Origin of the sequence: Synechococcus sp. LTW-R, assembly GCF_014217875.1 — a bacterium.
Classification (GTDB): domain Bacteria; phylum Cyanobacteriota; class Cyanobacteriia; order PCC-6307; family Cyanobiaceae; genus Vulcanococcus.
The window spans coordinates 123,875-149,721 of the sequence record NZ_CP059060.1 but is presented as its reverse complement, the minus strand read 5'-3'; the positions used below and the strand labels follow the sequence as shown (position 1 = coordinate 149,721).

24 protein-coding genes and 1 riboswitch are annotated in these 25,847 nt (G+C 54.9%); of the genes, 11 read left to right on the top strand and 13 right to left on the bottom strand.

The features are described from left to right. The first annotated feature begins 491 nt into the window (after positions 1–491). From H0O22_RS00795 to H0O22_RS00780, 4 genes are all read left to right on the top strand, one after another. Positions 492–692: a hypothetical protein gene (locus tag H0O22_RS00795; protein WP_185187194.1), complete on the top strand. Its 201-nt coding sequence runs from the start codon at positions 492–494 to the stop codon at positions 690–692. A gap of 2,076 nt (positions 693–2,768) precedes the next feature. Beyond that, a complete protein-coding gene (locus tag H0O22_RS00790; protein WP_185187193.1) occupies positions 2,769–2,924 on the top strand; it encodes a hypothetical protein in 156 nt (51 codons plus the stop codon). 572 nt (positions 2,925–3,496) lie between these two features. After that, positions 3,497–4,825, top strand: a complete 1,329-nt coding sequence (locus H0O22_RS00785; protein WP_185187192.1) for an O-acetylhomoserine aminocarboxypropyltransferase/cysteine synthase family protein — start codon at positions 3,497–3,499, stop codon at positions 4,823–4,825. 8 nt (positions 4,826–4,833) lie between these two features. Then, positions 4,834–5,727, top strand: a complete 894-nt coding sequence (locus H0O22_RS00780; protein ID WP_185187191.1) for a homoserine O-succinyltransferase — start codon at positions 4,834–4,836, stop codon at positions 5,725–5,727. Between the two features lie 504 nt (positions 5,728–6,231). Here H0O22_RS00780 and H0O22_RS00775 read toward each other — a convergent pair. Then, positions 6,232–6,465, bottom strand: coding sequence for a hypothetical protein (locus H0O22_RS00775; RefSeq protein ID WP_185186056.1), 234 nt, complete (start codon positions 6,463–6,465; stop codon positions 6,232–6,234). Positions 6,466–6,953: 488 nt separating this feature from the next. Here H0O22_RS00775 and H0O22_RS00770 point away from each other — a divergent pair, with 488 nt between their 5' ends. Next, on the top strand, positions 6,954–7,400 hold the full coding sequence (locus H0O22_RS00770) for a hypothetical protein (protein WP_185187190.1): 447 nt from the start codon (positions 6,954–6,956) through the stop codon (positions 7,398–7,400). 127 nt (positions 7,401–7,527) lie between these two features. Here H0O22_RS00770 and H0O22_RS00765 read toward each other — a convergent pair whose 3' ends face one another. After that, positions 7,528–7,716, bottom strand: coding sequence for a hypothetical protein (locus H0O22_RS00765; RefSeq protein ID WP_185187189.1), 189 nt, complete (start codon positions 7,714–7,716; stop codon positions 7,528–7,530). A 520-nt stretch (positions 7,717–8,236) separates the two neighbouring features. Here H0O22_RS00765 and H0O22_RS00760 point away from each other — a divergent pair. Further along, entirely contained in the window at positions 8,237–8,620 is a 384-nt protein-coding gene (locus H0O22_RS00760; RefSeq protein WP_185187188.1) for a hypothetical protein, read from the top strand. A 146-nt stretch (positions 8,621–8,766) separates the two neighbouring features. On the opposite strand, the gene H0O22_RS00755 is transcribed toward H0O22_RS00760, so the two are convergent. The 5 genes from H0O22_RS00755 to H0O22_RS00735 form a co-directional block, all read right to left on the bottom strand. Beyond that, complete coding sequence (locus H0O22_RS00755; protein ID WP_185187187.1) at positions 8,767–10,071, bottom strand: AAA family ATPase; 1,305 nt, start codon at positions 10,069–10,071, stop codon at positions 8,767–8,769. Continuing rightward, the gene (locus tag H0O22_RS00750) at positions 10,058–11,191 is read right to left on the bottom strand and encodes a hypothetical protein (RefSeq protein ID WP_185187186.1); all 1,134 of its coding nucleotides are present in this window, start codon (positions 11,189–11,191) and stop codon (positions 10,058–10,060) included. Before H0O22_RS00750 ends, H0O22_RS00755 begins: the two co-directional genes overlap by 14 nt. Further along, positions 11,188–11,412 carry a hypothetical protein gene (locus H0O22_RS00745; protein WP_185187185.1) on the bottom strand — a complete coding sequence of 75 codons (225 nt, stop codon included), beginning with the start codon at positions 11,410–11,412 and terminating at the stop codon, positions 11,188–11,190. The genes H0O22_RS00750 and H0O22_RS00745 overlap by 4 nt, the downstream gene beginning before the upstream one ends. Next, entirely contained in the window at positions 11,409–11,645 is a 237-nt protein-coding gene (locus H0O22_RS00740) for a hypothetical protein (protein WP_185187184.1), read from the bottom strand. Before H0O22_RS00740 ends, H0O22_RS00745 begins: the two co-directional genes overlap by 4 nt. Before the next feature lie 393 nt (positions 11,646–12,038). Beyond that, positions 12,039–13,298, bottom strand: a complete 1,260-nt coding sequence (locus tag H0O22_RS00735) for a site-specific integrase (RefSeq protein ID WP_185187183.1) — start codon at positions 13,296–13,298, stop codon at positions 12,039–12,041. Between the two features lie 348 nt (positions 13,299–13,646). Here H0O22_RS00735 and H0O22_RS00730 point away from each other — a divergent pair, with 348 nt between their 5' ends. Both H0O22_RS00730 and H0O22_RS00725 read left to right on the top strand, forming a co-directional pair. After that, positions 13,647–14,093 (top strand): hypothetical protein, encoded by a 447-nt coding sequence (locus H0O22_RS00730; protein ID WP_185187182.1) that lies wholly within the window; start codon positions 13,647–13,649, stop codon positions 14,091–14,093. 830 nt (positions 14,094–14,923) lie between these two features. Beyond that, complete coding sequence (locus tag H0O22_RS00725) at positions 14,924–15,112, top strand: hypothetical protein (RefSeq protein WP_185187181.1); 189 nt, start codon at positions 14,924–14,926, stop codon at positions 15,110–15,112. Positions 15,113–15,390: 278 nt separating this feature from the next. Here H0O22_RS00725 and H0O22_RS00720 read toward each other — a convergent pair whose 3' ends face one another. The 4 genes from H0O22_RS00720 to H0O22_RS00705 form a co-directional block, all read right to left on the bottom strand. Continuing rightward, a complete protein-coding gene (locus H0O22_RS00720; RefSeq protein WP_185187180.1) occupies positions 15,391–15,549 on the bottom strand; it encodes a hypothetical protein in 159 nt (52 codons plus the stop codon). A gap of 1,677 nt (positions 15,550–17,226) precedes the next feature. After that, positions 17,227–17,374, bottom strand: a riboswitch (cobalamin riboswitch). 147 nt (positions 17,375–17,521) lie between these two features. Further along, positions 17,522–18,100, bottom strand: a complete 579-nt coding sequence (locus H0O22_RS00715; RefSeq protein WP_185187179.1) for a CAAD domain-containing protein — start codon at positions 18,098–18,100, stop codon at positions 17,522–17,524. A 1,125-nt stretch (positions 18,101–19,225) separates the two neighbouring features. Beyond that, complete coding sequence (locus H0O22_RS00710) at positions 19,226–20,029, bottom strand: glutathione S-transferase family protein (RefSeq protein WP_185187178.1); 804 nt, start codon at positions 20,027–20,029, stop codon at positions 19,226–19,228. 979 nt (positions 20,030–21,008) lie between these two features. Then, positions 21,009–21,398 (bottom strand): putative quinol monooxygenase, encoded by a 390-nt coding sequence (locus H0O22_RS00705; protein WP_185187177.1) that lies wholly within the window; start codon positions 21,396–21,398, stop codon positions 21,009–21,011. Between the two features lie 616 nt (positions 21,399–22,014). Here H0O22_RS00705 and H0O22_RS00700 point away from each other — a divergent pair. Continuing rightward, on the top strand, positions 22,015–22,251 hold the full coding sequence (locus tag H0O22_RS00700; protein ID WP_185187176.1) for a hypothetical protein: 237 nt from the start codon (positions 22,015–22,017) through the stop codon (positions 22,249–22,251). A gap of 572 nt (positions 22,252–22,823) precedes the next feature. Here H0O22_RS00700 and H0O22_RS00695 read toward each other — a convergent pair. Further along, positions 22,824–23,180: a hypothetical protein gene (locus H0O22_RS00695; protein ID WP_185187175.1), complete on the bottom strand. Its 357-nt coding sequence runs from the start codon at positions 23,178–23,180 to the stop codon at positions 22,824–22,826. Between the two features lie 562 nt (positions 23,181–23,742). On the opposite strand from H0O22_RS00695, the gene H0O22_RS13395 reads away from it, so the two are divergent. Beyond that, a complete protein-coding gene (locus H0O22_RS13395; protein WP_370521497.1) occupies positions 23,743–23,811 on the top strand; it encodes an SHOCT domain-containing protein in 69 nt (22 codons plus the stop codon). A 191-nt stretch (positions 23,812–24,002) separates the two neighbouring features. Beyond that, positions 24,003–25,682, top strand: a complete 1,680-nt coding sequence (locus H0O22_RS00685; RefSeq protein WP_185187173.1) for a protein adenylyltransferase SelO family protein — start codon at positions 24,003–24,005, stop codon at positions 25,680–25,682. Here the strand turns inward: H0O22_RS00685 and H0O22_RS13215 are convergent. Then, entirely contained in the window at positions 25,679–25,846 is a 168-nt protein-coding gene (locus H0O22_RS13215; RefSeq protein ID WP_255439368.1) for a hypothetical protein, read from the bottom strand. The genes H0O22_RS00685 and H0O22_RS13215 overlap by 4 nt on opposite strands. Position 25,847 lies beyond the last annotated feature (1 nt).

Below are 25,847 nucleotides of genomic sequence, written 5' to 3'. Positions count from 1 at the left end.
GCGGCAAAGAGAAGGACGCCTACGAAACCAGCCATCAGAAAAAGCAGCTGCCGGACAAATGTAACGGAGTGTTACGGAGGATGCGAGTTCGGTTCCTGGGGCAGAGCTTGCCTGTCCAAATCTTGTGCGAAGCAGCGGATTTGACCGACGCGTCCGGCCACCGCATGAAAAGTGCGCCCCCCTCTCAGGGCTTGGCAGAACGCGACAGACGATTCACATTCGCTCCTTCAGCGTTTGAGTCCATTCCAGAGCTGAAGGCACCACAGACCAACGCAGTCCCAGCGGGGGAGGAAAGCTGCTGTGTCCCACGGTTTCGAAAGCCTGCAGTACCACCTTTGCTGCTTGGCTATTGCACCCAAGGAGCGACTTGAGCCATGACCGAACGGTGCTGACCCAACCAGACGGACGAGGTCCTTACCTCCCCGTGGTCCTATCGGCAGCGCAGGGTCGCACTCCTCACATCGCGGCCCACACCATTTCCTTGGATTGGCATGACGGCGTATTCGGTGTTCTATTGCGACTCGAATCGCTGCAGCATCCAACCGGTTCGGGCGATGGATGCAGAACACGCTATTGCAAAGGTGGTGAAGACTCAGCGAGACGTTCGGAGAGTTGCTGCGATTGCTGATGAGGAACTGAAAGAAGTCAATGTCACGCAGCTTTTAAAAGACTGGATTCGCTCAGGGAACTGATAGCAGTCCATCAGTTCCCAAAGCCTTGTGCCTCATCTCACCTCGGTGCTCTTCGGAATAGAGCAAAGAGTCTCGGATCAGCTTAAACGGCAAGACTATTCAGCGTAGTTCTCCAACTCCAGTAATAGCAATCGGCTTGACTGATAGCTCAAGTAATTGTCGTCGATTGGTTTGGGTTGGTCTCTTGTTGGCCAGTTAACCGAATTCCTGTTGGTTGATGTGACTTGAATGGTCAGAGCGTGCCTGGCATCAGGCCTGCCTACAACCCCTTGCAAGGGTCATACGCATCGATCTCAGCGATCTCCGGGATCGCACTTTCGACGTAAGCCTGCTTCTAGCGCTCAACGCAGTCGAGCAGGCGCTGGGTCTGATTCACCGCAGGAAGAAGCCTGGTCATCAGTGCAACCAGCGCCACAAGGCCTATGCCGGCGAGAGCTAGTAACCAACGCTGAGCTGCCACCAGGAGCACCTGCAAGGAGTCTGAGGACACGTTGACCATCAAACTCTGCGTCGTCCAGACAAAGGCACCCCTAGGGGCTAGCCGCGTCCATGGGCCTACGTACTCCGGCTTCAGGAATTTCTTCCGGATTCCCCGAGACCTGAAGCCTTCCTGAAAAGCCTTACGGAACGAACGCCGTTTTTAGTAGTGCAGGTGTACTTAGGCGGAGCGTGCATGGAGGACTGGGAGTTCATGGAATCGAGGGCATTACGCGCCTCCAGGTCAGGCCGGGTCTGCATTACCTGCCAGCACTTCACATATGGGACAGACGCCCACTGCCGAACACTGCTGGGGTGCCGACTGCAGTCCAAGCAACTGCAACAGGGAGAGCACCTGACCAAGAAGTGCCGTCACTGGATGACCAGACGGGAAAAGCAGGTTGGGTGGTGCCCAGAGGCAGCGTGATGACCAACGACGTTCTTCCTTATGGACTGCTCCGGACTTCGGGAACAGGTCTGAACTGCCGCCTCTACTGCCGTCACTACGACAGCACCTACTGCCACCTTCATGAGGGTTCTATCCCTAGACCGAAGGTGTCATCAGTGAAGTGCTGGAACTGGGAGCAGGGATCCAGTCCCTCTTGAACGAGTGCTTGTACTGATGCCTTCTGTATCCCCTTGAACCACAACTGGATCAGATGTTCCGTGGTGAGTTTCGTCTTGGGGAGGAGAGGCGGTGTTAGCGCACCGCCTTTTTTATGTGCTTCGAGGTTGAGTGTTTTTGCTGGTGTCGCCTGCCTGTTGGGCGACCTATCAAGGGTTCAGACACCAGCAGACCCTGCTTCTCTTTCGACGGGTCAGGTGCCAAGGGCGGCGTGAGTGCCGCCCTTCTCAATGGGCGGTTTCCTGGGGTGAGTGTTCTTGACCGAACCCCCAGTGACGGTTGTCCTACTCGTGTGGATACAAGACCCCGAATAGATCTGTTGGGCGTCGTCTGAGGAGACCGCAAACCTCCGTGGTCAGTCATCCCATGGAGGTTTTTTCTTGGCTTGTTGCTGGTGAGTCGCTTTCGGCTGGCTGCCTTGGGAACCTCAGGAAGAGTCCTCAGTCCCACACACAACGATCAAGGGGTGACCAAAGACACGTCACCACTTAACGCCTGGTCGCACTATCTCTTTGAGACCTACGAGTGGGTTTCAAGGGAGAAACCGAGGCGGGTTGGTACCCGTCTCTTTTTTTGTCCGTTGGACCGCTTCTTGGTTGCATCAGTAGACGCTGCTGCCATTCCTGCTCCAGCTGGTCCAAGCGGGTGAGCACGGCTGGGTTCATTGAGGGTCGCCCAGTACTGGCTAACGCTGGCACCAGCTGTAGTGGTGCCGCCAGCTGATGCCAGCAAACAGACACCTGGTGTGGGTCAACTGGAGTCCTGTAAGTGAGGCGGTGCGGCAAAGCAAATTTCTGTTGATTGGCCTCCGCCCAAGCGAGAAGCCACGCTTGTCGTTACACACCGTTACATTTGAGTCGGATCTCCGATTGCTATGGCCGGTTTCATTGGCGCGTTCTTATTTGCAGCCTGGATCGCAAGCTCCTTGCTCCGAGACGTCTAAGTAACAGCGGAATTTTTGTGCATTGCTACTCATGGCCAAGAAGTCTTCAGCCAAGGACGCCTACGACAGCCTGATTTTTCATTTGCATCAAGCAAAGCGCGCTGGCGATCAGAAACTTGCAAGGTACATCGAAAAGCAGCTTTCAGCTTTGCAGGCAAAGGTAGACAAAAGATTGACAGAAGACTAAGCGGCGTCTTCAAAAATCAAACTGTGAGTGGAGAAAAACCTTGAGTGATAAAAGTGCATCAGCAAGTTTTTCGGAAAATCTCAGAATTAAGTTGGCAGCAAAACTGGTACGACCTCAGTGGCTTGCATAATTTAGCCTCACGAAAGCGAAGCTTATTGATGGTTCATCGTAAACATAATCTTGATATCACGACATTAATGAATCTGAGATCTTTATTTTGCGAAAATGTGAAGGATAAGATTCGTTCGACATGTTCTATTGCTGACTATCGAACTCATCTATCCATGTTGGAGCACGTTCTAATGTCTCTCTCCGAATCTGAAGATCCCGATATCTCAGATCAACCGGAGAATCGCTCTGGCCATCTGTTACTACTGTTGCTTCCGGTTTCAGTTGCTTTGCTAACGGCATTAACTTGGATCCTTGTACTTCAAGGCTCTGCCGCTTGAACTGGAAACCAATTAAACCTTTTAGCTTTGCATAGCGTCACATAAAAGGTTAAATTTTTAGGTGCGACTTGCGCCTGGTATATAGCAACGCAATTAGGATTCAAGAAGAAGTCACGATTTGAAATGAGCCACCAGTTTGAGACCCTTCAACTTCATGCTGGTCAGCAAGTCGATCCAGCCACTAACTCCAGAGCCGTACCGATATATCAGACATCATCTTATGTATTTAATAATGCAGAGCACGGAGCAAATCTATTTGGCTTAAAAGAGTTTGGGAATATATACACGAGGTTAATGAATCCAACCACTGATGTCTTTGAAAAGCGCGTGGCAGCGCTCGAGGGTGGTGTTGCAGCAGTTGCCACAGCCTCTGGACAGTCAGCTCAATTTATTGCAATCACAAATATTTTACAAGCAGGAGACAACCTTGTTTCTACTTCCTATCTATATGGAGGTACATATAATCAGTTCAAGGTCCAGTTTCCAAGACTAGGGATACAGGTAAAGTTTGCTGAGGGCGACGATTCTGATAGTTTTGAGCGTTGCATTGATAACAACACTAAAGCGATTTATGTTGAGTCGATGGGTAACCCTCGCTTTAACATTCCCGATCTAGATAAGTTATCTGATCTTGCCCATAAATATGGTGTTCCTCTGATCGTTGACAACACTCTTGGAGCTGCTGGAGCACTTATTCGACCCATTGACCATGGTGCAGATATTGTGGTTGAAAGTGCTACTAAGTGGATCGGAGGTCACGGAACAAGCCTTGGTGGAGTGATTGTTGATTCTGGAAACTTTGATTGGGGTTCTGGCCGCTTCCCTCTTATGACGAGTCCAAGTGATGCTTATCACGGACTTATTCACTGGGATGCATTTGGTTTCGGAAGTGATATTTGCAAAATGCTAGGTCTGCCTGACTCAAAGAATATTGCTTTTGCCCTAAGGGCGAGGATCGAAGGGCTAAGAGATTGGGGTCCCGCTCAAAGTCCGTTTAACTCGTTTCTGCTTCTTCAAGGACTTGAAACGTTGAGCTTAAGGGTCGAACGTCATGCAGAAAATGCTCTAAAGCTTGCTTCATGGTTGACTAAAGATGAACGTATCGAATCGGTAAGTTATCCAGGGTTGCCAACAAACCCGTACTACAACAACGCCAAGAAGTATTGTACCCACCGTGGAAGTGGCTGTATGCTTATGTTCACACTTAAAGGGGGATATGAGAATGCAGTCAGGTTCATAGACAACCTGAAACTTGCGAGTCACTTAGCGAATGTTGGTGATTCTAAGACTCTTGTAATACACCCTGCTTCTACAACGCACCAGCAATTAAGTGAGAGTGAGCAAGAATCTGCTGGCGTTTCTCCTACTATGGTCAGGGTATCTGTCGGTATTGAGCATATAACTGATATCATTTCTGACTTTGACCAAGCACTCAACTCTGTCAATCTGTAGGTGGCAAGTTGTCGCTCATACTTCCAAGAAAGTACAATAAGATTGATTCTCTTCAAAGGGCTGGTGTTCTTTGGATTGATCCATCTCTAGCTGAGAGGCAAGATATTAGGCCACTTCGAGTTGGGATAGTAAATATTATGCCCTTGGGGATGCAGTATGAATTCAACCTGCTGCATCCACTTGGGCTATCCCCTCTCCAGATCGAGCCTGTATGGATTCGACTTTCAAGTCATGACTACAAGACTTGGGATCGGGACCATTTAGACCGTATATATGTTTCTTGGGAAGAGGCGAATTCGAATGACTTTTTAGATGCTCTAATTATTACTGGCGCGCCAGTAGAGCATTTGCAGTTTGAAGAGGTTAATTACTGGGAAGAGCTAGTAAAGGTCATTAATGAATCTCGTACTCACTGTGCTAGCACCCTTGGTCTTTGCTGGGCTGGTTTTGCATTGGCTTATCTAGCAGGAGTTGATAAGCGACCATTGTCCCAAAAATTGTTTGGGGTGTTCCCTCTTAAGTCACTCGCTCCAGGAAATCCCATTATCAACGGTCAAGACGATACTTTTGTCTGCCCACAAAGCCGACACGCAACGCTAGATGATCAAGAGATGGAAAAAGCCGAGATTCAAGGTAGGTTGAGGCTGCTAGCTCATGGTCAGGATGTTGGCTACACCATTTTTGAAACTCCTGATCAAAAGCAGCTCATGCATCTTGGCCATCCTGAATATAATGTAGATAGGCTTCTTGCTGAAATGGAGAGGGACCGTGGTCGGGGCGATGTACCACCACCTTTCAACTTCAATGATCAGGAGCCTGTTACTCTTTGGAGATCGCACCGAAACCTCTTCTTTCAGCAGTGGCTCTCGCTCTGCTATCAGAGGCTTAGCTTTAAAAGTTAGCTTTCGGATCCGATTGATTGACACATTGACTTACAGCTGAGCGCCGTCTCAAGGGGCTGCAGAGGCTCTCGGGTGGGTCGTTAATGGCTCCCGTAGACGTTCAACGCAGAAGGGGCACGGGGGCTTCTGGAGTCCTTGTGGGTACGTGAAGTGGCTTCAGAAATTTGCGTCGTGAATGCTGAGGCTTAAGTGTTTGCCAGCTCTATGGGGTACCTGTCCACAGGGAGCGGATCAGTATCCAGATCTCATGTGATGGCGGCACGCCTAGCTGTCATGAAAAAGTCGGCTCATCAAGCCGACTCTGTCTCCCTAGAAGCCTGCCAAGGCTCCCCTTTGTCATGGCTTATGGGGATATAAAACCTGCTGAGCAGATTTGCTGATGTCTGCACGGCCTGACCACAGGCATAACGACTGAGGAGGCGACCGGTGCATAGGTCGTTGTCCGAGACGGGGGCGGAGTGCATTTCGCCCCCAACTCAACACTCCCGACCCGGGATCTGTTGGCTAGTGGCTGTGGCCGCTGTGGTCATGGCCGCTGTGATCGTCTTCGCCACCGTCTTCTTCACAGGGTGACCAGACACCAAACCATTCGTAAGCGCCTTCGCAGCCCGTCTCCTTTGCCCGTTGCAGGGCTTCTGCCTTAGTGGCAAAGGTGTAGTTGCCGTCCGGTTCTTCTGCTCGAACGCCTGTAGCAATGAGAGACGAAGCAAGCAGTACAGCAGCAGCGACTTTGGTCATCTCTTCATTGTGGATGTGCCACCCCCTTGCACTGACGGCAACACTAAGGCCATAACCGCTGAGGACACGGTGGTCGTTCCTACGTGATCCGAGACGGGGGAATGCCAAACTCCCCCACCTCAACACTCCCCGCTACTGAGCAGTGGGTCGGGGAGCTGTTGCGTGAGCGTGACCTGAGCCAAGCTGGGGGCATGGGTCATTACAAGCTCAACGAGGCTGGGGAATGGGTTCGAATAGAGGCCGCCCCGAAGCCGCCAGCCGAACCCAAGCAGTCGATGGCCGACTACATACGTGAGGCTCATGAAACCTCGTCGCCTTCCGTGGAAGAAGAGAGGCATGAGTGGAAGATGACGGGCGCTCTACCGCCTAAGCAGGTTCAAGAAAAGGAGGGGCCCAGAGGAGGGCGATACACAGACGCTCGCACAAAGGATGGTCGGCCCTACAGGCGGTATTTCTGATAATCGTTACCCAGCGGACCGGTAGACCCCATGAAGACCTGGACCCAGAGGATTTTCGCCCTGATCGCGTCGGTCTCATTCCTGCTGAGTTGGGCGGGGAGCTCGTTTGCAGCAGCAAGCCCTACTTCAGGAGGTCTTGAGATAGGGCCGGGAGATTATGCACTTGCAAAAAACTTTTCTGCAGCATTCTGCGAGGCCATTGAAGATGGCGTCTCAGTAAAGAGTGCTGTCGACATCGCGCTTCCAAGTGCCTTAGTGAAATCCTTGGGCGGGCTCTTTGCGCAAGGTTTTTTGAATTCTGATAAGGAGAAACAGGAAGCCCCGAACGGCTCGGACAACGAGAAGATCAAGCTTTTGGCACTTAAGAAGACAGAGAAGTGCATCGATGCGGCACAAAGGAAGGAGTTGGCCAACCTTCTCTCTCAATCTCTGGACCCGCCTACCCCTGCACCCCCTCCATCTGAACCTGAAGCCTGATCTCTCCGATGCAACGGCAGAACAGCTTCAGGCTCTCACCGTCTGGAGCTTCTGAATCGAGCTGCTGCTTCCCCCCGTTCATCATTTCCGTATAGGTGAGGGCTCGTGGCTTTGGAGTCTTCACTGATCAGTAAGGCTCCTTCTCCCAACGGTCGCGCCGGATCTTGGCGCACATTGAGCAGCGACAAACAAAGTCGTCGCCCTTGGCGCCGATGCCGCCCATGAACCCCTCTTGCCCCCATCGGGTGTGGAGGGTGTTCGGCCACAGCATCGCAAGGTCTTCGTCGCTTGAAGCGGTATTCAGATTCACTGCCATTTCTGCATCATGCACATAGAGCCAGAAAAGCGGTGTTCTGTGCCCCGTTCCGCGCCCGGAAATATCAAGCGGGAAAGTCGAGCTACTTCCCAGAAAGGGTTATCAGGCAATGGACCACCTTCACGTTGAGCAGGCGGTCAAGGAAAAGCCCCTGGTGTTGGACTCCCAGAGGCTCGGGTCTCCCATAACGACCGACAAACCCACGCCGGTACTGAGCAGATTGTCTACCTCCAGATAGATAATGCAATCAGTACGTCTACCTAGACATGCAGACAACACTAGTTACTGCCTATGTCTACTTAGATCCATTAAAGCGCAATGGATTTGAAGACTTCAGACACTCAAGCACACATTTCAAGGTGGGATCACAGCTGACAAACCTCTTGCCTCAGCCTGCCTGCTGTCTAAACAGACCATTCACTGGTCACCTATAGGTCAGTGACCATTGGATCTTGTCCAGCCCCAAAGCTTCTGCAGAGCAATCGTTTTAAGCATCAAGACACCATTCGATTAGGCACCAATGCGCACAACCAAAGCCGAACGCAAACGCCGTAGGGAAGCTGCCCTCACGAAGATCAGCGATGGGCATGGCTTCGCCGACACCGTGGCGTATGTGATGCAGAAGTGGGGGTGCTCCAGATCAACTGCAAGACGGGACTGTCACTGGGCACATGGCGAGCTTCAGCTGGGCCTGGATGCGCACGATGCTCAGCACCTAGTGACTCATCTCTGCACCAGCCTTCAACGCATCAGCCTTAAAGCCGAACACGACAAACAGTTTTCAGCCAGCGTTGGCGCGCTGAGGTTGCTGTACGACATTCTGTTAGCGCGGAAACTGGACAACGAAGCCATTAGGGCAAGGCGCACCGGCTGGGGCGTCCGGCACGCCAACACCAAGTCTTGATGCTCTGGCGCACCAATTGGCGCACATATGTGCGAAAGGATGTGTAGAAGTCCTGCTGTTGCACCTGGTCTTAATTGAATGACCCACTGCATTACCAGCAGCAGGTCATTCAGTATCACGAGGAGTAAGAAGTGTGTGAAAGCCCCTTACCAGTCCCTTTCACCACTGGCTTCTGACCCGGTTTTAGGGGGTGTAGAAGCTGTGGGGAAGTCGGACTTTTTCACTTCTCCACCCAGAACGCTGAAGTAGGCGTATTTCCGCCTGCCACCAGTGCTGGGCATGGGCACGCGATCAACGCCGCAACGCTGTTCGTAGAGCTTTGCCAACACGTTTTCGGCGTAACGGCTGCCACCCCAACCGAAGAACTCGCTGATGTCAGCACCAGACCATTTCTGGCTGCCGTCACGGTGCAGCAAGGCCATCACCATGTCCCGTTTGGTCTTCAGCTCATCAAGGCTCACCACCCGATCACCAAAGCCTTTGAACGTCAGTCGGTGGTCTTCTTCGTTGCCGTTGAAGACGTAGATGGTTCCCAGCTCCACAGTGTTGGAACGAGCCTTCAGCACCCGCAATTTGAACTGCGGTTTTCCTTCTTCATCGGCCCGCCAGTAGCCCCAGCAATCAGCTGTGGCTGCGAAGATAAACGCGCTGCCGTAGATGGCTTCCTTGGTGACTTCTTGGCGGTTGCTGTCCTTGGTGAGGTGGTGAATCAGCAGGATCGCTACCCCCATCTCTGACGCCAATTTGTTGAGCCGGTAGAGCAGCAGCGCAAACTCAGCGTCTTTTGGCGAGATGGTTCCGCCAGCAATGCTGATGAGCGAATCCATCACCACAGCCTTTGCGTTGGTGGCTTGGATCTTGGCTTTCAGCTCAGGAATCATCAGCGGAGTGAACGACCACATCAGGTGCAGTCGTTTGCCGTAGGGATTAAAACCCATGCGTTGCCACTTCACCTCGGCATCTGTGGGTGATTCGTCTTCTTGGACGAACACCACATCACCGACCTGCGCTTGAAATTGACCAGCGAACTTGCCACCAGTGGTGATTGCTTCTGCGATTTCATAAGCACCGCAGCTTTTGCCTGAACCGCCGTCAGCGGCCCAAACGGTTAGGCAGCTGGAGCCAAGCAGGTCTTCCACAACAGGCGGTTTTCGACGCTTTGATGTCCACTTGCGCAGTTCATCAAAGTCGTCTGGTGGCTGCTCCCCTTTGAATTTGGACAGCAGTTCCACCAGGCGCAGGAACTCATTGCAATTGAGGCCCAATTCGTCCTGTAGCTGGATCAGAGCCACAGACCGCAACGTTGGGTCATCGATGGCATCAACGCGTTCCACCCCCTTGTCGAGGTTCTCCTTGAGCTTCGTTGCCCGGTCAATGAAGTCTTTGGTCTTCAGTACCGGGTTGTCGGCTTCAGCAGAACTAACGATGTTCTCCAGATCAGCGTTCTGCATGACGACTCCACCCGTATTGCTTGGCGTGGTGAAAGAACGTCCCTGGACCGATGTGCTCGCCACCACTGCGAGCCACCTGTGCAACGTCCCAACCGGAGACTTCCGAAGGGCTGTGAGCTTCCATCAACCGGATGGCGAGGTCTTCATCACCACCGGCTTCAGTAATGGCTGCTTTCAGCCCCCACAAGATCCGCAGGTAGGTGCCGTAAGTGCCTTGGCCAGCGACACGGCGTGGGATGTGATCTAGAGCTTCAGCGATCTGCCGCACTGACAAGGTGCAGTTGCCAGAACGTGCCCGGGCAACAGCTGGACGCGCAGTTGTTACCGCTGGTGCACTGCTGTATTCCTTGCACGGGTTGTGCAAAGGAGGCAGCAGGTCTTCAAACAGCTCCGCTGGGTAGCGATCACAGCAATCACCGCAAATCTCAGATCTGCAGACCGCTGTGCCGTTGCCATCGATGTACCAGGCACCAGCCATCCGCATCATTCGGGGCAGACCTTTGCAGCTGGTGTCGCAACCAACGGCAAGCAAGTGCAGCCGTGCCATCAGCTGCTCCCAACGTGCTGGCTCTATTGGGGTTTTGAAGGTCCAGTAGTGGTGAATTGATCGCCCACCTGTGTCCACCTGAAAAGTGGGATATGGAAGGCCAAGGTCATCCCAGATGCCGACTTGCTTCAGCACAGGCCGGTCGTCGTATTCCAGAAACAGTGCCATGCACTCAGTGACCTGTGCCTTCTTGGTGCCGCCACGGTTGACCTGTAGATAAAGGCCACACCCTTGGCGATGCCATTGCTCAGCACGATGAATGTCATCCGAGAAGATGCCGTTGATGGCCTTTCTGGGGTTCATCCCCTTGTGACCAATGGCGCGGATGTTGGTCACGCGTGGATCAAGGTTCAGCAACCACAGATGCCTGCGGGCTTGTGATTCATCGATGGTGAGCCGTCTAGGACTGTTTGGCGCACTCTCTGGCGCACATTGAGCCCAGCCAGGCAGTTTTTCTTCAGGTGCTACAGGGGTTTTCAGTGCTTTGACGCACTGCTCCGGTGGCAGAAGGTCGCCTAAATTGACCACATCCTTGGCAGGGAGTGGCCCGCGACCCATTGGGTTGTGGGTCATTTTTCTGCTTGTTGGTCGGCTTGTTTCTTGAAACGGATCCAGTCCTGCGTGTGCCGAAGCAGGGAGTCTTCGTACATCTCCCGCGCAACTGGAGTCAGGTGCTTCTGCTGCAGTGCGGAGCGGCACGCATCAGCCATTGCTGCTGACCGGACCATCCGCTCATGAGCATTGAGGTTGACCGGCACTTTTTTGCCGTCAACGAAGGTGGCGCGCTTGATCACTGCACGGCCTCCAACAGCTGATCGCCTTTGATGCGATTCATGCCGTGGTAGCGCATGGCTTCCAGAACCAACGCAACGTTCCAGCGGATTGGTGACGTTGGCGTGATGCCAGGAATCCAGTGCTTATCGACCACAAGGAAGCCACCGCTGATGTCACGGTTGCCCTTCAGCCAGTAACTAGAAACGCCGCAGAGCCTTGCAGCTTCAGACGTTTTAAACCATTGGGTTTGCATTGGTCGGGAGCGGTGTCCCGAACGACCTCATGGCTGCTCTGAAGCAACGCGGAGCAGATGCAAACTCAGGGTCAGCGGCAAGCTCAGCCAGTTGTTCTGGAGTTGCGTTGCTGCAGACCTGGGACATCATTTCCGCCAGCCTCATGACCACCTGCCGTTCTTTGACGGTGAGGTTCTGAGGCAGGCGAATAGGACGCCTTTTCCCTTTGCGATTGTCTGCGTTACGAGCCATTCCGTCGTTTCGGGGTGATCTATTAGCTCCGTCCCCGCAGACACAGATGGGTGTCGCAGTCGCTAGGAGGGGAACCCGGCAGAGTTACCAGACCGGGGTGACCTCTGAGTTGCTCAACTTATACACGGAACTTGCTGGAACTTGCAACAACCAAATCAGGTTCAAGCGACGGCAGCGTTGTGCATCCCCACCGCTTCTTCAATGGCGGCTTCATCAACCCAAGCGCCGTAATGCCTGTGGTGCACTTGCATCGTGTGCCCCATCAATGCTGCAGCAGTTCGCACCGGAAGCTTGTTTTCGCCAACTGTTGCCCGCCAGGCAAATCCGTGGCGCAGGCTGTAAGCAGTGATGCGCGGGTCGATATTTCTCATCGCCTGCCAATGTGTACAGCGTGAGAGCTGCTGGGCAAATTCAGCACCAACGTCCTGAAAACGTCCTTTGTCCTCAACCAAATCAATCTGCTTCCGTAGTGCTTTCGGCAGCTTCACTAGGCCACTGGCGAACTGAGCGACAGCTCGAGCGCCTTCGTTGTTTCTGCCTTCAATCTCAAGGGGCATCACCAACCGTGGCGGCTTCTCTGCCTGCTGCATCGTTTGGATGTTGCGCTTGATGCTGCCGACCCTTGCCTTGCCGTCATCGCCAATACGCAGCACAGCCAGCTCTGCAGGCCGCAACCCGAGATACCCAACCAGCGCTACTGCCAGTTTCAGGTCATGGCGACCATCAGCTTCCAGCGCATCCAGCAGAGCGGTGAACTGGTCTGCCTTGATCGGTGGTGTGAGCCGTTCTGTTGTTGATGTCGGGCTGGTGCCGATCAACTCATTGATGCGGTCTTTAGGCGGTGGCAAAAAACGGTCTGGTGCACCGCTGCGGTCAACAGCGAACTGAAGGAACGCCACAACGTCGTTGAGATTCCGTTTGCGCCCCTGACCACCTGGTGCCATCTCTTTGAAGTAGGCGGCTGCGTACGCCTCCAACACGCTCATGCCGTCGCGTGGCTTGGGCTTCTGGTTGATGACTGCAACAGCACGTTCAACCCGCAGCTTCAAGTCCCTGAGAGTGCTGCTGCGCCTGTCACCACGGCTCTTAAGGAAGTCGGCGGCAACTGCATCCCAGCCTTTATCCGCCACCTTCTTGGCGCTGGTGGCTGGCTCTGCCAACGCCTGAGTGTTCAACCGGGCAGCTTCTTTCAAGCTGACCTTGCGCGAATCCATCAGGTCGTGGATTGCAGCAACCGTGTTGAGGATCGCCGTGGCGTTATCGGCTGTCCAAGTCAGTGGCAGGTAAACGGCACTGCGTGAGCGGTCTTCAAAAATCCGCGTCAGCTGCACCCGGCCACGGTGATCTCTGACTGACCAGCCTTTGCCGTGCTCACGCTTTAGCACCTGCCGCATGTTGTCCGACCAGATGACTTTGGCCAAGGGATGCAGGTGGTCAGCGGCTGTGCGCCAAATTGTGCGCCAAAGCCATGCAAGAAGCAACAAGAACCCTCAAGTCCTGTGCGCCGTCTTTGGCCTTGCTATAGTGCTGAACGAGCTTCTGCCCTAGTATTCCCGGGGATTTGACCGTTGTTACTCAGCGAGCAACTAACTGCATGGCATGCAGGGGGTCAGGAGTTCGAGTCTCCTTGGCTCCACTGAGAGAACCCAGTCACTGACTGGGTTTTTTTGTGTCTCGGACGCAGCGTCTGCGCATGTTGTCCTACCCGGGGCATCCCAAAGAACCCCATTTCTGCGCATGATTCTGCGCATGGGGAAATTTCTGCGCACATGAGTCGGGAACAGTGGTTTCAGGGCTTGAGACGGCAGATCAAGCACTCCTGCGGACCTGGCTGGGGCATTGCCGAGCGCAATGGTGATTGCCAGCTCACAAGGCGCTTCAACGAGGGCAGGCAGCAGGCGAATCCCAGGCAGAACGTGATGCTGGGCACGGGATGGTCCGCCACCGACTCCGCAGCGATCCTCACGGCGGTCTGCAGCATCAAAGAGCTGGTGGATAGCCGGCATTGCTCCCTGGCTGATGCGAAGGCGCTATGGAGCGCCAGAGAGGCAGCTCCGGCAACGTCCTCCAAGCCCGTGGCAGATCAAGGGTGGCCGCTGGTGGTGGAGGAATTCATTGCCTCACGAGCCAACCGTCGTGGAACAACCCTCAAGGATCTGAACTGCCACATGCAGCGGGTACTGGAGACCCCATTCGGGAGGAAGACGCCCGGGTAGGACCTCAAACCGCGGAGAAGCTACCGCGGTTTTTTATTGCTGTTCTCGGGCTGTGAGGCCCCACAAAATCTTCGCTTCAAGAGCCTTACGCCGTGGAGAGGCAAGAAAAAGACCCCGTCCGTCAACGGGGGCCGTCTGCTCTTCGGTGCCCCCTCCCTGGGGGCTTGATCACTCTCCTTCTGCTCCTAGTCGTGCCCATAGCCCCAAATGGGGGCAATTTGCCGGTGCTTCGTTTCGCCTCTATATGGGGTAATTCAGAACAAGGTGCTCGCAAGCCCCCAGTCATTCAGCATCTGATCAGGTCTTACCTCTGCCGACAGCCTTTGACTAGCTGGTCGGGACAATCCAGCCACTAACTTCTCTTGAACGGCCGCCAGACGAGGGGTAGCAAGAAATACCTAGGCATAAACTTTGATGTTTTTCTCGGGGGACGCGGGAAATCCCTAAGAGAATACTGAATGCAAGCAGAGAAAATAAGTAGTAATACTCACTAGCCGAAAGAACATGGCCCATTTATTGCAAGTCACGGCAAAGCATTCGACTATCCACGAGGTTGAAGGCTTGACTAGGCAACCCCTCTTCGTTGCCTGCACACACCATGGCGTGTGCATCCATCTTGCCAACTTTGAATTGGCTATCAGGCGCTTAAAAGATTTGGAGCAGGACGTAGAGGTTCTCGAATGATCATGCCCGTGCCAAATGGCCTTTTGTGATGGCAATGCTCAGCTTCCGACGTGAGGGCTTCATCTTGGAGTGCCGATGGTACCCCGATCCTGAATTCTCGGTTTCTGAGCATCGCGAAAACAACTAATTCTAAACGGGGGTCAAGTATGGAGCTCCAACTTCCTACAGTTATTGCTAATCAAATTGCTGACCTTGAGCAGTCAGAGGCTGAGCTGGTTGCAGCGTTGCTTCGAGTTAGAGACGAGAAGCAGAGGCTGTTGTCTGAGCTTGGTAATTATCCCGGGCCACAACAAGCCATCATCCTTGAAGATTCTCAAGAGCAGCATCTTCACTGACTACTGCTTAGTGAGTCGGGGCATTGGGAACGCCGCAAGGAGCTCATGCTTGAAGCCTTGGGGGAATCACTCGGCTGTCTTCTTTTGTCCTGTGGCTTCGGTTTGTGAAGCCCTGCATAAGTTCTTGTACGAATGAGCTGAAAACAAATTCGGGTGCACGCTGTAGACAGCAGTCTTTGCTAATCATGTTCTGCGACAACCCTAACGCTTAGCACCACCAGCACGACAAGGCGGAGGCCAAGAAGCCTGCGCCCAAGAAAACATCCCCTCAGGAGACCTCACGCAGCTGATCCGCAGTCGGTCATCGGTCTGCCGTCCTCTTCTCGGAGGTACACGTCGCATGAAGCTTCTGGCTTGTTCCAGGTCCCTTGCTTGATGACTGCGACTGTTGCCCAGAGGTAAAGGGCGATGAGGATGCCATCGGTGATCACGTCCATGCATCCCTCCTTAGCTGGCTTCACTCTCTACGAAATGGGCCATGAATACATCTGTAGAAGTGCCTAGTCGCACTTGCGACGCATTCCTGCGGAGCGGCTATGAGGCAATAGCCCAGCCATTGCCAGACGATGCCGACGGGGTCTCTTAAGATTCGCTGCGCCTTGTTCGTGCCTGAGCAGAGATACGGCAGCCTCTTTCTTGGTCTGCCGACCGCAAGACGCAACGCCAATTACGACTCATTAAGTAAGGCCGCCCCTCCCCGGTGGAAGAGACGGCCTACCTAGGTCGTTCATGCATGGGAAACACCCATTGCTTGATGGACGAAAGAGATGGAGGGAGCTTCTGATCTCGACGCCTGGGGCTGATCTTCCAGTTGGCGGGCCTTCTTACTCCCTAGGGCACCTCACTGGGTGCGGATGGAGTGTCCCCCGGCAGAACCGAGATTTAGGACGTGCCCGTGGTGGATGAGAAAGAACTGTGGAGCAGGGGTCTGCAGTCAGCTAGCTCACTGATGCTTCTGAGGTGGAGTGTCGTCCAAAACGCCTCCGAGATCGATGAACCCACCATCGACCTGATTCGATCAGACGGCAATCAGGCTTTATGCGCATTGCCTTTCAGGGCCGGACCTCCGATAGTCAAGACAGCGTGTCTGTAAAGGGAGGCCGCTCATAGCCTCGGATGAGCGTTCCCTCTTCAGACACCCGCAAACTTGATGGCGTGCCGGATTTTCATTAGCCCCCATTGGGGGCTATCGAGAGTCCACTGACAACGAAGACAATGTCATCGACCCTCACCGGACAGTGGGGTTGATGCCCCTCCGCACTTCTTTTCGAACGGAGGGGTTTTCTTGTCCACGGACAGCCACGGCGTACCGGCTGGATAGGCAGTGATGCAGGACAGTTCGCTGGCGGCGGGGAGTCTCAATCCCCGCGGGCGCGGGGTTTTGGCGTCTCACCACCGGCCACCTGGCCGGAACCTCAGCGATACGACATCGGATCGGGGTCTGGACAAGGCCCCGCTGGACAAGATCTCCGGCGTCTCAAAACCACTGCCACAACAGTTCCCCGACCCACTGCTCAGTAGCGGGGAGTGTTGGGTTGGAGGCGAAATGCACTCCGCCCCACCCCCGGATAACGGCGCTTGCACCTGCCGCTCCCTCGGCGGTTATGGCCTTGGTGTTGCCGTCAGTGCAAGGGGGTGGCACATCCACTAGGACGAGCCTGGAGGTAAGGACCAACCAGATTCGTGGGACGCACCAGTTCAGTGTGTCTGCCGCCGTTTAATCGCGCAACCTCAGCCAGGGATTAGAGCTTGTATTTTGCTCCAACTTTTGCAAAGTAAAGATTCCCTCCTCTTGATGTCAATGCCGATAACTCGCCATAGAGATTGAGGGACTCAGTGACGTCCATGCCGACGCCAGTCTTCCCCGACAATGCCATGTTCGCATTGGCATCATCGATCAGAGCCAGAGCGGGACCTGCCTGGATATACCCCCAGTTTGTCCTCAAAGCCTAGGTGTAAATCGGTTGTAGCCTCTTGATAGTCATTGCCTAGCCATCCAGCATTGGTTCAGCATTGATATATGGACCTGCAAGTCCTGCCGCCGGTGAAAGCCCACTAATTGTGGCAATGATGAGTAGCTTCTTTTGCATTTGATGACTCGGTCCTCGCCGAGAAAGAGTTAGTTAGCTGACGGTGAGTGTTCTGACTGAGGGGCACGCCCCATCACAGTTGCGGGACAGTGGCGGACTTGGGGAATCCCTCACCGCACTTTCCTCGTGTTATCACCCAAGAGTTGGGGGATCCGCCAAGACAAGTCTCCTGTATTGCCTCCCTTTCAACGGGCGGTTGCCTGGGGTGATTGCCCTACCGCAACAGCTCCCCGACCCACTGCTCAGTAGCGGGGAGTGTTGGATTGGGGGAGCTTGGCACTTACCCGTCTCGGATCGAGGGGTTCTCTAGTCAGCATCCTCAGCTAAGCAAGTCTTTCTTGATCTTTGCGATCCTTGAGAAGAGTTCCGCTCTTGTTTGATGCAACAAAAGCTTTGATGCCGCAAAGCGAGCCACCCAAGCAAAGCCAGCCAATTCAAGAAACCTCTCAAATACACCCCCAAGAACAGGAAGGTTGTTAATGGATGTAATACAGCTTATTCCAACTGCAAGAGAGCCTCCAACCAGCAATGACCACATCAATGCCAGAATTACAGGATATGTCTGCCTAATTTCGGAAAAGCCAAATTGCTCAAGAAGCTTTATCCCATGAAGAAATTGCTCAAGAGACTTGGCGAAATCCACTTCGTATTCTCTTGCGGTCTCCGAGGATGGCGCCGCAACAAGTTCACCCCCTTGTGCTGGTGTGAGGGAGAAAGTTGACTTCTTTCCGCCTTGAGCCTCCAAGGCACCTGTCGCTAATGGATTCTCAGGATCCAGAAATGGAATCTCAGACGTTTCCTCGTTAATACTCATACACCCATTGCAATCAAAACATGGATCACCCCACTCGCAACCAATCAACAGATAGGTATCAGCGAAGGTGCCAAAAGGATTCAACCTAAAACTGGCCTATCCAAGGCAAGCTGGAAAACAAACTTATTGTTCTTTTGCAAGAACAGAGTCTTTAACCCTTGCACTGATCCAGAAGATGAGCGACCTGTGGTTTTTAGGCTTCCAGCAAAAGCGGCATTATCAACCGCTCCAATATGGATCCGAGATCACATTAGTTAAGAAGATTTGCGCATAGTGCGCGGACGCTTTCCATTTGAAATGCTGCCCTAGAAAGCAGTAATCGCCAGTGCTGCTTTCCCTGGGAAACACCTGATGGTGAAAGTGCAGCTCCCCCTACGCGGCTTCCTCCCCTAGCCCGACCCAGGAGCTGTTACTTCCAGGACTGACACGACAGTTGCCTGAGTCACTTCCTTCCCTCAGCTCTCAAGGCCAGTTTTCTGCCCGCCCTGGTTTCACCACTGTGGGTTAGTGACCGTCCATCCCTCACGGCGTAACCCATGCCAGTGCAGTTGGGCTTGCGACTGGCTCATCACATCGTGCCGCTCGACCAGAGGATCAGACCAACCCGCTTTGCGCGCTTTTGTGACCTCAGTTCGGCCTAGACCACTACCAGAAAAGCGGGCAATCCCATTGCCGCACGGGCTCTCAAGCCATTCAGTCATGAAGCGCAGTGGTGTCACGGTTACAGGGAGGGAGCTGGTTCCCTTACAGACCGTTCATGCGCAAACAGGTTTCGAGCGCGACGAGGCCGACCAAGAACGCTGCAGCGAGTAATCCGACTTCTTTGAGTGATCGAGCCATGAGGAGCAAGGCGGATCCGACGACCAGTTCGCCAAAGAACCTAAAGGGAGTCTGTAGATCGTGCATATGACTGTGAACTTTCCCACGGCGGAGGGTATTTGCTGCTAGCAATTGACGAAACTTCTTGCCGACGACGCTTCCCCTCCGCTGAGGGCCGACCTAAGGGCCTGTTTCCTGTGAGGGTGGAGGTTGAACACAAGCACGTCCCTTCCTCTCAGCGCCCAGCCAGGATCATTGAGGTGGGGGAGCCTGGCACTCCCCCACCTCGGATCGCGCTGGTTCGGCGCCCAGCTCGGCCATGGCCCAGGTGGGGGTGGGGTTCAAGCCCACAAAAAAAGTGCCCCTTCCGGGAATCACTACCCGCCAGGATCAAGGTGCCGACAGTTCGGGCAGCTCACTGGGAGATTTGGAAATTACAGCGAACTGACCGGCGTTACGCGCTATCTCCGCCTCGATTTCTTCCGGTGTTGCATACGGAGGGCCAAAAAAAGCAGTCCGAGAAAAAGGCAGCGCTAGTCCGGTACTGAAGGACGGACGTTGGTGCAGCATCTCGATCCAGGCGAGCAAATGGCTCATCGCGGAGATGTCGACATTTGCCCAATAGGCACTAGCGCAGTAGGGGAAACAGGCGACATCCACAAGTGTGCAGCGCTGGCCGAGCAGAAAGGGGCCGCCCGATGACGTGAGCTGATCATCGAGCATTTGCAAACAACGTTCCGCTTCTGCGATGAATCGACCAATGGCGAAGGGATCGTTGCGACCGCGAACCTTGGCTATTCGCTGAAAGTACATGGCTTGTCCCATCGCAGGTCCTAGGCCGCTGACCTGCCAATAGAGCCACTGCTTCGTCTGTAAGTGAAGCTTCAGGTCCTCATCGGGAGATGGCAGCAAGGGGCTAGCGAAGCGAGTCGCGCAGTACTCCAAGATGGCTCCCGATTCGGCGACTGCTACTCCGCTCCCACGGTCAATCAGTGCAGGAATTCGTCCATTTGGGTTGATCGAAAGAAAACCTTTACTACGCTGTTCATTCTTCTCGAAGTCCACCAGTGCCCAGTCATAGGGCACACCCATTTCTTCAAAAAGGATGGGGAGCTTCCAGCCGTTTTGGGTGGCGTAGATCAGACAGCAAATTTCGCTGTGCACTGAAGACGACCACACATCGTCAAGCGTCACCTCCCTTGCGAGCCTTGATACTTGGCTCATGTCGTCGCCCTTCTGAGTTCTACATCCCTTATCAACGCTAGGGAGACGATCCGATCGTTCAACTGTGTCCCTACAACTGCTGGATAGGTGGCGACATTTCATTGCCGTGCAGGTGTGAGCTGTGCACTGCCCACCGACGTTTGCGCTGGGAAGAGGAAGAAGGGTGACGCCCAACAGCCCCTCCAGCTTCAGAAGAGAAGCGCCGGAAGGGTGTTGTTGGCGACTGGGGGCACCCAGCCGCCGCCACACGGATCGAGGAGTTCACGTCTCGTCCTCAGGTGTTATGGCAACGCATGCGAAATCCGGCAACAGCTCCCGACCCACTGCTCAGTAGCGGGGAGTGCAAGGACTACTTCGATGCTTCTGCTTTCTTGTCAGCGTCAATGGCTGACTGCTTGTTGCACTCGATCCGCTCAGCTTCTGAGGTCGCTTTCTCAAGGCAGGCTTGTCGCTCTGGTGACAGTCCAGTGCTGCTACAGGCTGCAATGAGCGCCGTAAGCAACAGAAGGGAAAGAATGGCTTTCATGAGCGGCGAGCAGGGATCCTCCAGCACTAGCCAAGGGTCCACCAAAAGGCATCAACAGCTTCCTGACCCACTGCTCAGTGGCGGGGAGTGTTGAGGAGAGGGGGCTCCCGTATTGCCCCCCTTCCTCCCTCCTGTAAGAGAGAAAACCTTCTGCCGAGCACGAGCAGAAGGCCGTCGTGTTTTCCCTCCCCATAACGGTATGGAGAGTGCTGGTACCCGCCGGTGCCCGAAATCACTTCAGTGGCATCTTTCAGTTACCGACGTCTGTGCCAAACCAACAGCTTCCCGACCCACTGCTCAGTAGCGGGGGGTGTTTTGGGGGAGCTTGGCACTCCCCCGTCTCGGATCACAGTGCCTGCGGGGACCGTGTCCTCAGTGGTTATGGCTCTGATCGACCTAGGAGTGCAAGGGCTCAGCCATTAATCAGACCCTGCTGTAACCCAGCATCGTTTTGAAGATTTTTAGTGGGAGCCCGAACGACTCCATCAGAGCCTTGCACTCATCGCCGACAGTTCCGTAGACCTCAACGCTGAAGCCGTCGCCAAGCTCTGCATGCTTCTGCAAATACTCCTGAACGGGGGGGTTTGAGACATGAGCGGCAAAGGCTGCATCGTTCGCATAGACCTCTGACCAGACGAATGCCATTGGATCATCTGGATCTTGATCGAAAGTGTGGTGCAGCATTCCGGGTTCGCTCGCTTGAACTGCAGCATCGGTAACACGTGCCAACTCCAAGTACTCATCAACACGTCCCTCCTTGACGTGGATACGAGCCAAGAGCATGAAGGGGGTGCTGTGGTCGAAAGCCACCATGGAATCAAGAAAAAGCCTTTGCTCTCCAACCTTGACAGGGTTGAGCTGTTGTCAGGGGCGCTGCTGGGGCTGAGCTTGCAGTCCGACCAACGCGTCCAGCTCACGGACGATGCCGACTTAGCTACGGGCACGACTGGTATCCAAGCGCTGTAGTCGATCGATATCGCGGTCAGACACCCTGAAAGCTTCGTAGGACGCGATCGCATAACTTTTTGACTGGGACTGGGTTTTTAGTGCTTTAGTCGGCCTTCGGGCCGCTTTTTTTATGGGCGTGATGCGCAAATGCATACCAACGAAAGCAGTGGAATCGATGTTCGGTAGGTGATCGGTTTTCATCCTCACCGTCTCTCGGCCAAGGTGGCGAAAGTTTGCGGGTCCAATCGTCATTTCTTCCAATGACTACCGAGATCCGCAACTGGGCTGTTGTCGCCGAGGCAATGGAAGCTCAGGGCGCCACCAACAGTCAGATGTATATCCGTGCGAAGGCTCTTGCCGAGGGACTGCCGGACCCTATGCCGACAAGCTTTCCGGCTGCACCTCACACAATTTCGGAAGTTCGTTAAGCACTCCACTGATTTATCAGGCCTCACGTTAGTGGGGCCTCTTTCGTATCACCATGGCTAATCACCGACTTTCACTAGAGCAAAAATTCCACCTTGAGGCCGCCTTTCGAGAAATCGATGCCTGTGAGGATATTGATGTCTTGCGTGCGCTAACGAAGCAAATCATTGCCTCACAGGAGAACGAAAAGGCATTCGTTCGCGAAGCAGTCGTGCAGATTCGAAGGGAGATGGAAGCCGAAGCCTTGCGAAATCATGGAACCCATTGGAGACAAAAGGCAGCAGATTCTTGAGTGGCTTAATCGAATCAGTTCGCAACGAGGGCTCGAGTGGTGGACACTTTGATCTTGACTCGTCTCTTCCTTCGAGGCCTCGCAGATCAATTTCCCTCTGAAGGAGATCGTTGATCGATCAGTCATTGGTTAATGAGTGCAGCGCTCCGGTTCCGCCGAATGGTGTATTAATTGCTACTCTTGAATTTGTATTAATGGCGCCAGTTGCCATGAAGGCTTTATAATTCAAAGAGAATAGATGCATTGCTATGAGCATTGATCAGTTCCTGGTTGCTTTTCTTGCCTTCGGCGCATCTCTCAGCACCCTTATCGCCTGGCGATTTGCGGCTTCGCAGTTGTGGACAGAAGATCAGTGATTCCGCCTACACTCTTAGTAGCCTCAAAATGCTTTAGGGTCCTTAGTCTCATAAGGTGTGTGGGGCATCCGAAGGCGCACGTTTCATCTAGCGCCAGCGCAAAATTCCTTAGGCTGGTTTAGTCGCTGAGATTTAGCCAATAGTGGCCATTAAGAGCATTGCAGCAGCTGCAAGAGAGCTGGTTCCCAAAGCCGAACCAAATTGACGGACAACTGATCAGCGCCACCGCTGCCCCGGGGCGTTGCGGCTGGCGCCAAGCCCAAGCAATACATCCATCTCCCTTATGGCACCGACCACCGCCCCAGGGTTCTTCTGATTGAGGGCCAGCCCAGCCGCTGACTGGAGCTGGTGGATAGCCCAGCTCAACATTTCGCGCCGGTCGATCCCGACACGATCAATATCCTCGGCGATCTGATGCCAAGCCCGCTTGAGCAGTCGGTAAGCCTGAGCCCTTGAGACCCCCCACTCATGTCGCGCGTAGGCGATACAGACGGTATTCGATGCTCCCTCCAGGATCTTCTGCTGAAGGGTTTCGACCCGGTCAGCAATGGTGGCGGCAGTTGCTCTAGCCATCTACCTCATGGCGCCATAGGTGCATCAACAGCTCACGCTGAGTCATGACCAGACCAACTGCGAAGAGCGGGAAAAGCTCTGGAAGGGACTCGGGCCTGATCTCTAATGAATGGTTTAGTGCTTGGGCACCTTTGAGAATGTCTGAATGAATCAACACTGGGGTCGGATTGTCCTCTAACAAGATAATCAAGTTTGCACTTAAGGCAGTTCCAATCTGCGAATGGCCGCATCAACTGCGATGTCTGCTGGCACTCGCACCAGCCTGAGTGTGATCGTCTACGGGAAATACAGCGACCTGCAGATGAGGAATACTGCAACGCACTATGCGAACGATACGAGCGAAAATGCGTCAAACAGCAGCGGAATAACTACTGCCGGAAGAGGCGATGCACGGTGCCAGGTGTGGTCGCTAATGCAGGACCACACAGACAAGGCAGAAGCGCACCGATAAGCTCCTAACGGGTCAGTAGCAGCCGGCTGATTGATAGTCGGCTTCAACCTTTGCGATTCGAGGTGCCCACTTAGCTTTAAACGCGTCGCTTGCTTTTTGGGCTTCGGCGCGATGAAAGACCAGGGGCTACTTACCGAAGAAGAGTTCTCGGCAGCCAAAGCGAAGCTGTTGGGGCAGTGATCAAGGCAGGACAGATGTGCGCACATATCTGCGCACATAATTTGTGATAATTTGGTTAGAATTGAGTACAGGAAAGGATTCTTGCCCCTTAAAACGCCTAAATGGCATGCAGGGGGTCAGGAGTTCGAGTCTCCTTGGCTCCACTTACCGAAAGCCCAGGCTTGTCCTGGGCTTTTTTGTGCCCAACCCCCATGAACAGCAGCGAGAACGCCCGGGTCATCGAGAGCTTTAAGGCCTTCGCAGGTCAGGTCGACTACTCCCTGCTGGAGTCCCTCCAAGCGGACCCCGAGGCCAGTAGCGATGGCGAGGACCACCGGCCACGTCAGGTCTATTCCGGGCACTACGTCCCCGTCACGCCGACCCCACTGCCGGAGCCGGAGTACGTCGCCCACAGCGCCAGCCTCTTTGCCGAGCTCGGCCTCAGCGACGAACTCGCCCAGGACGAGGATTTCCGCCGACTCTTCTCCGGCGACAGCAGCGTTGCCCACGGTGCCATGCGCCCCTATGGCTGGGCGACGGGCTACGCCCTGTCGATCTACGGCACCGAGTACATCCAGCAGTGCCCCTTCGGCACTGGCAATGGCTACGGCGACGGCCGGGCGATCTCGATCTTCGAAGGCCTCTTTGAAGGCCAGCGCTGGGAGATGCAACTCAAGGGGGGCGGCCCGACCCCCTACTGCCGCGGCGCGGACGGCCGGGCCGTGCTGCGCTCAAGCGTGCGCGAGTTCCTCGCCCAGGAGTTCATGCACGCCCTGGGGGTGCCCACAACCCGCTCCCTCACCCTCTACGTGTCCCAAGCCGAAGGCGTCAGGCGGCCCTGGTACTCGCCTCAGTCCCGCTCGTTTGAGCCGGACGTCATGGTCAACAACCCGGCGGCGATCACGACCCGGGTCGCGCCGTCCTTCCTGCGGGTGGGGCAACTGGAACTGTTTGCCCGCCGGGCGCGAAGCAACGCCCACCCAGGCGCCCTACGTGAACTGCAGCAGATCACAGCTCACCTGATCGAGCGGAATTACCGCGGCGAGATCAACGCAGGCCTGCCCTTCCCGCAGCAGGTCCTCGAGTTGGCCCGGCTGTTCAGGGAGCGCCTGACGTCACTGGTGGCGGACTGGATCCGCGTCGGCTACTGCCAGGGGAACTTCAACAGCGACAACTGCGCCGCCGGCGGCTACACCCTCGACTACGGCCCCTTCGGTTTCTGCGAGCTCTTCGATCCCCGCTTCCAGCCGTGGACCGGCGGCGGCGAGCACTTCTGCTTCCTCAATCAACCGGCGGCAGCGGAAGCCAACTACCAGATGTTCTGGTCCGCCCTGCGACCACTGCTCGAGGGAGATGCGGAGGCCCTGGCGCAGCTCGATGCCCTGCGTGAGGGCTTCAGCGAAGCGATGGGGACGGCTCTCGAAGCGATGTGGTGCCGCAAGCTCGGGCTACCCCGATACGACGACGTCCTGCTCAAGGACCTGCTGCAATTGCTGGCCAGCTCGAGGGCTGATTACACCGCGACCTTCCGCGCGCTCTCGGACCTCCCCGAACAGATCGAGCCCCTCAAGGCCGCCTTCTACCTACCCATTGACGCTGAGCTGGAGCAACGCTGGTCGGCCTGGCTCGAGCGCTGGCATGGGCAGACCAGCGGCGATGCCAAGGCGACGATGCGGCGCGCCAATCCGCAGATCACCTGGCGCGAATGGCTCGTGGCGCCGGCCTACGAGCGCGCCGCAGGAGGCGACCTGAGCTTGATCCGAGAACTGCAGGCGGTCTTCCGCGATCCCTACGTCTCCCCGCCCGCCAAACTCGCCGCCACCTACGGCCAACTCAAGCCCCGCGAGTTCTTCAACGCCGGCGGCCTCTCCCACTACAGCTGCTCGTCCTAGAGCAGGCGATCCGCGCAGGAGCGGCGGAAGAGATTCATCACCTCCTCGGCGGGCAACCCCTGGACGATGCGCGCCTCGATCTCCGTGAGGTGCTGACTGGGGTGGTAGTGGCCGACCGCCTTGAACAACTCCGGTGAGCGGTGATGGGCGAGCAAAAAATCCAAG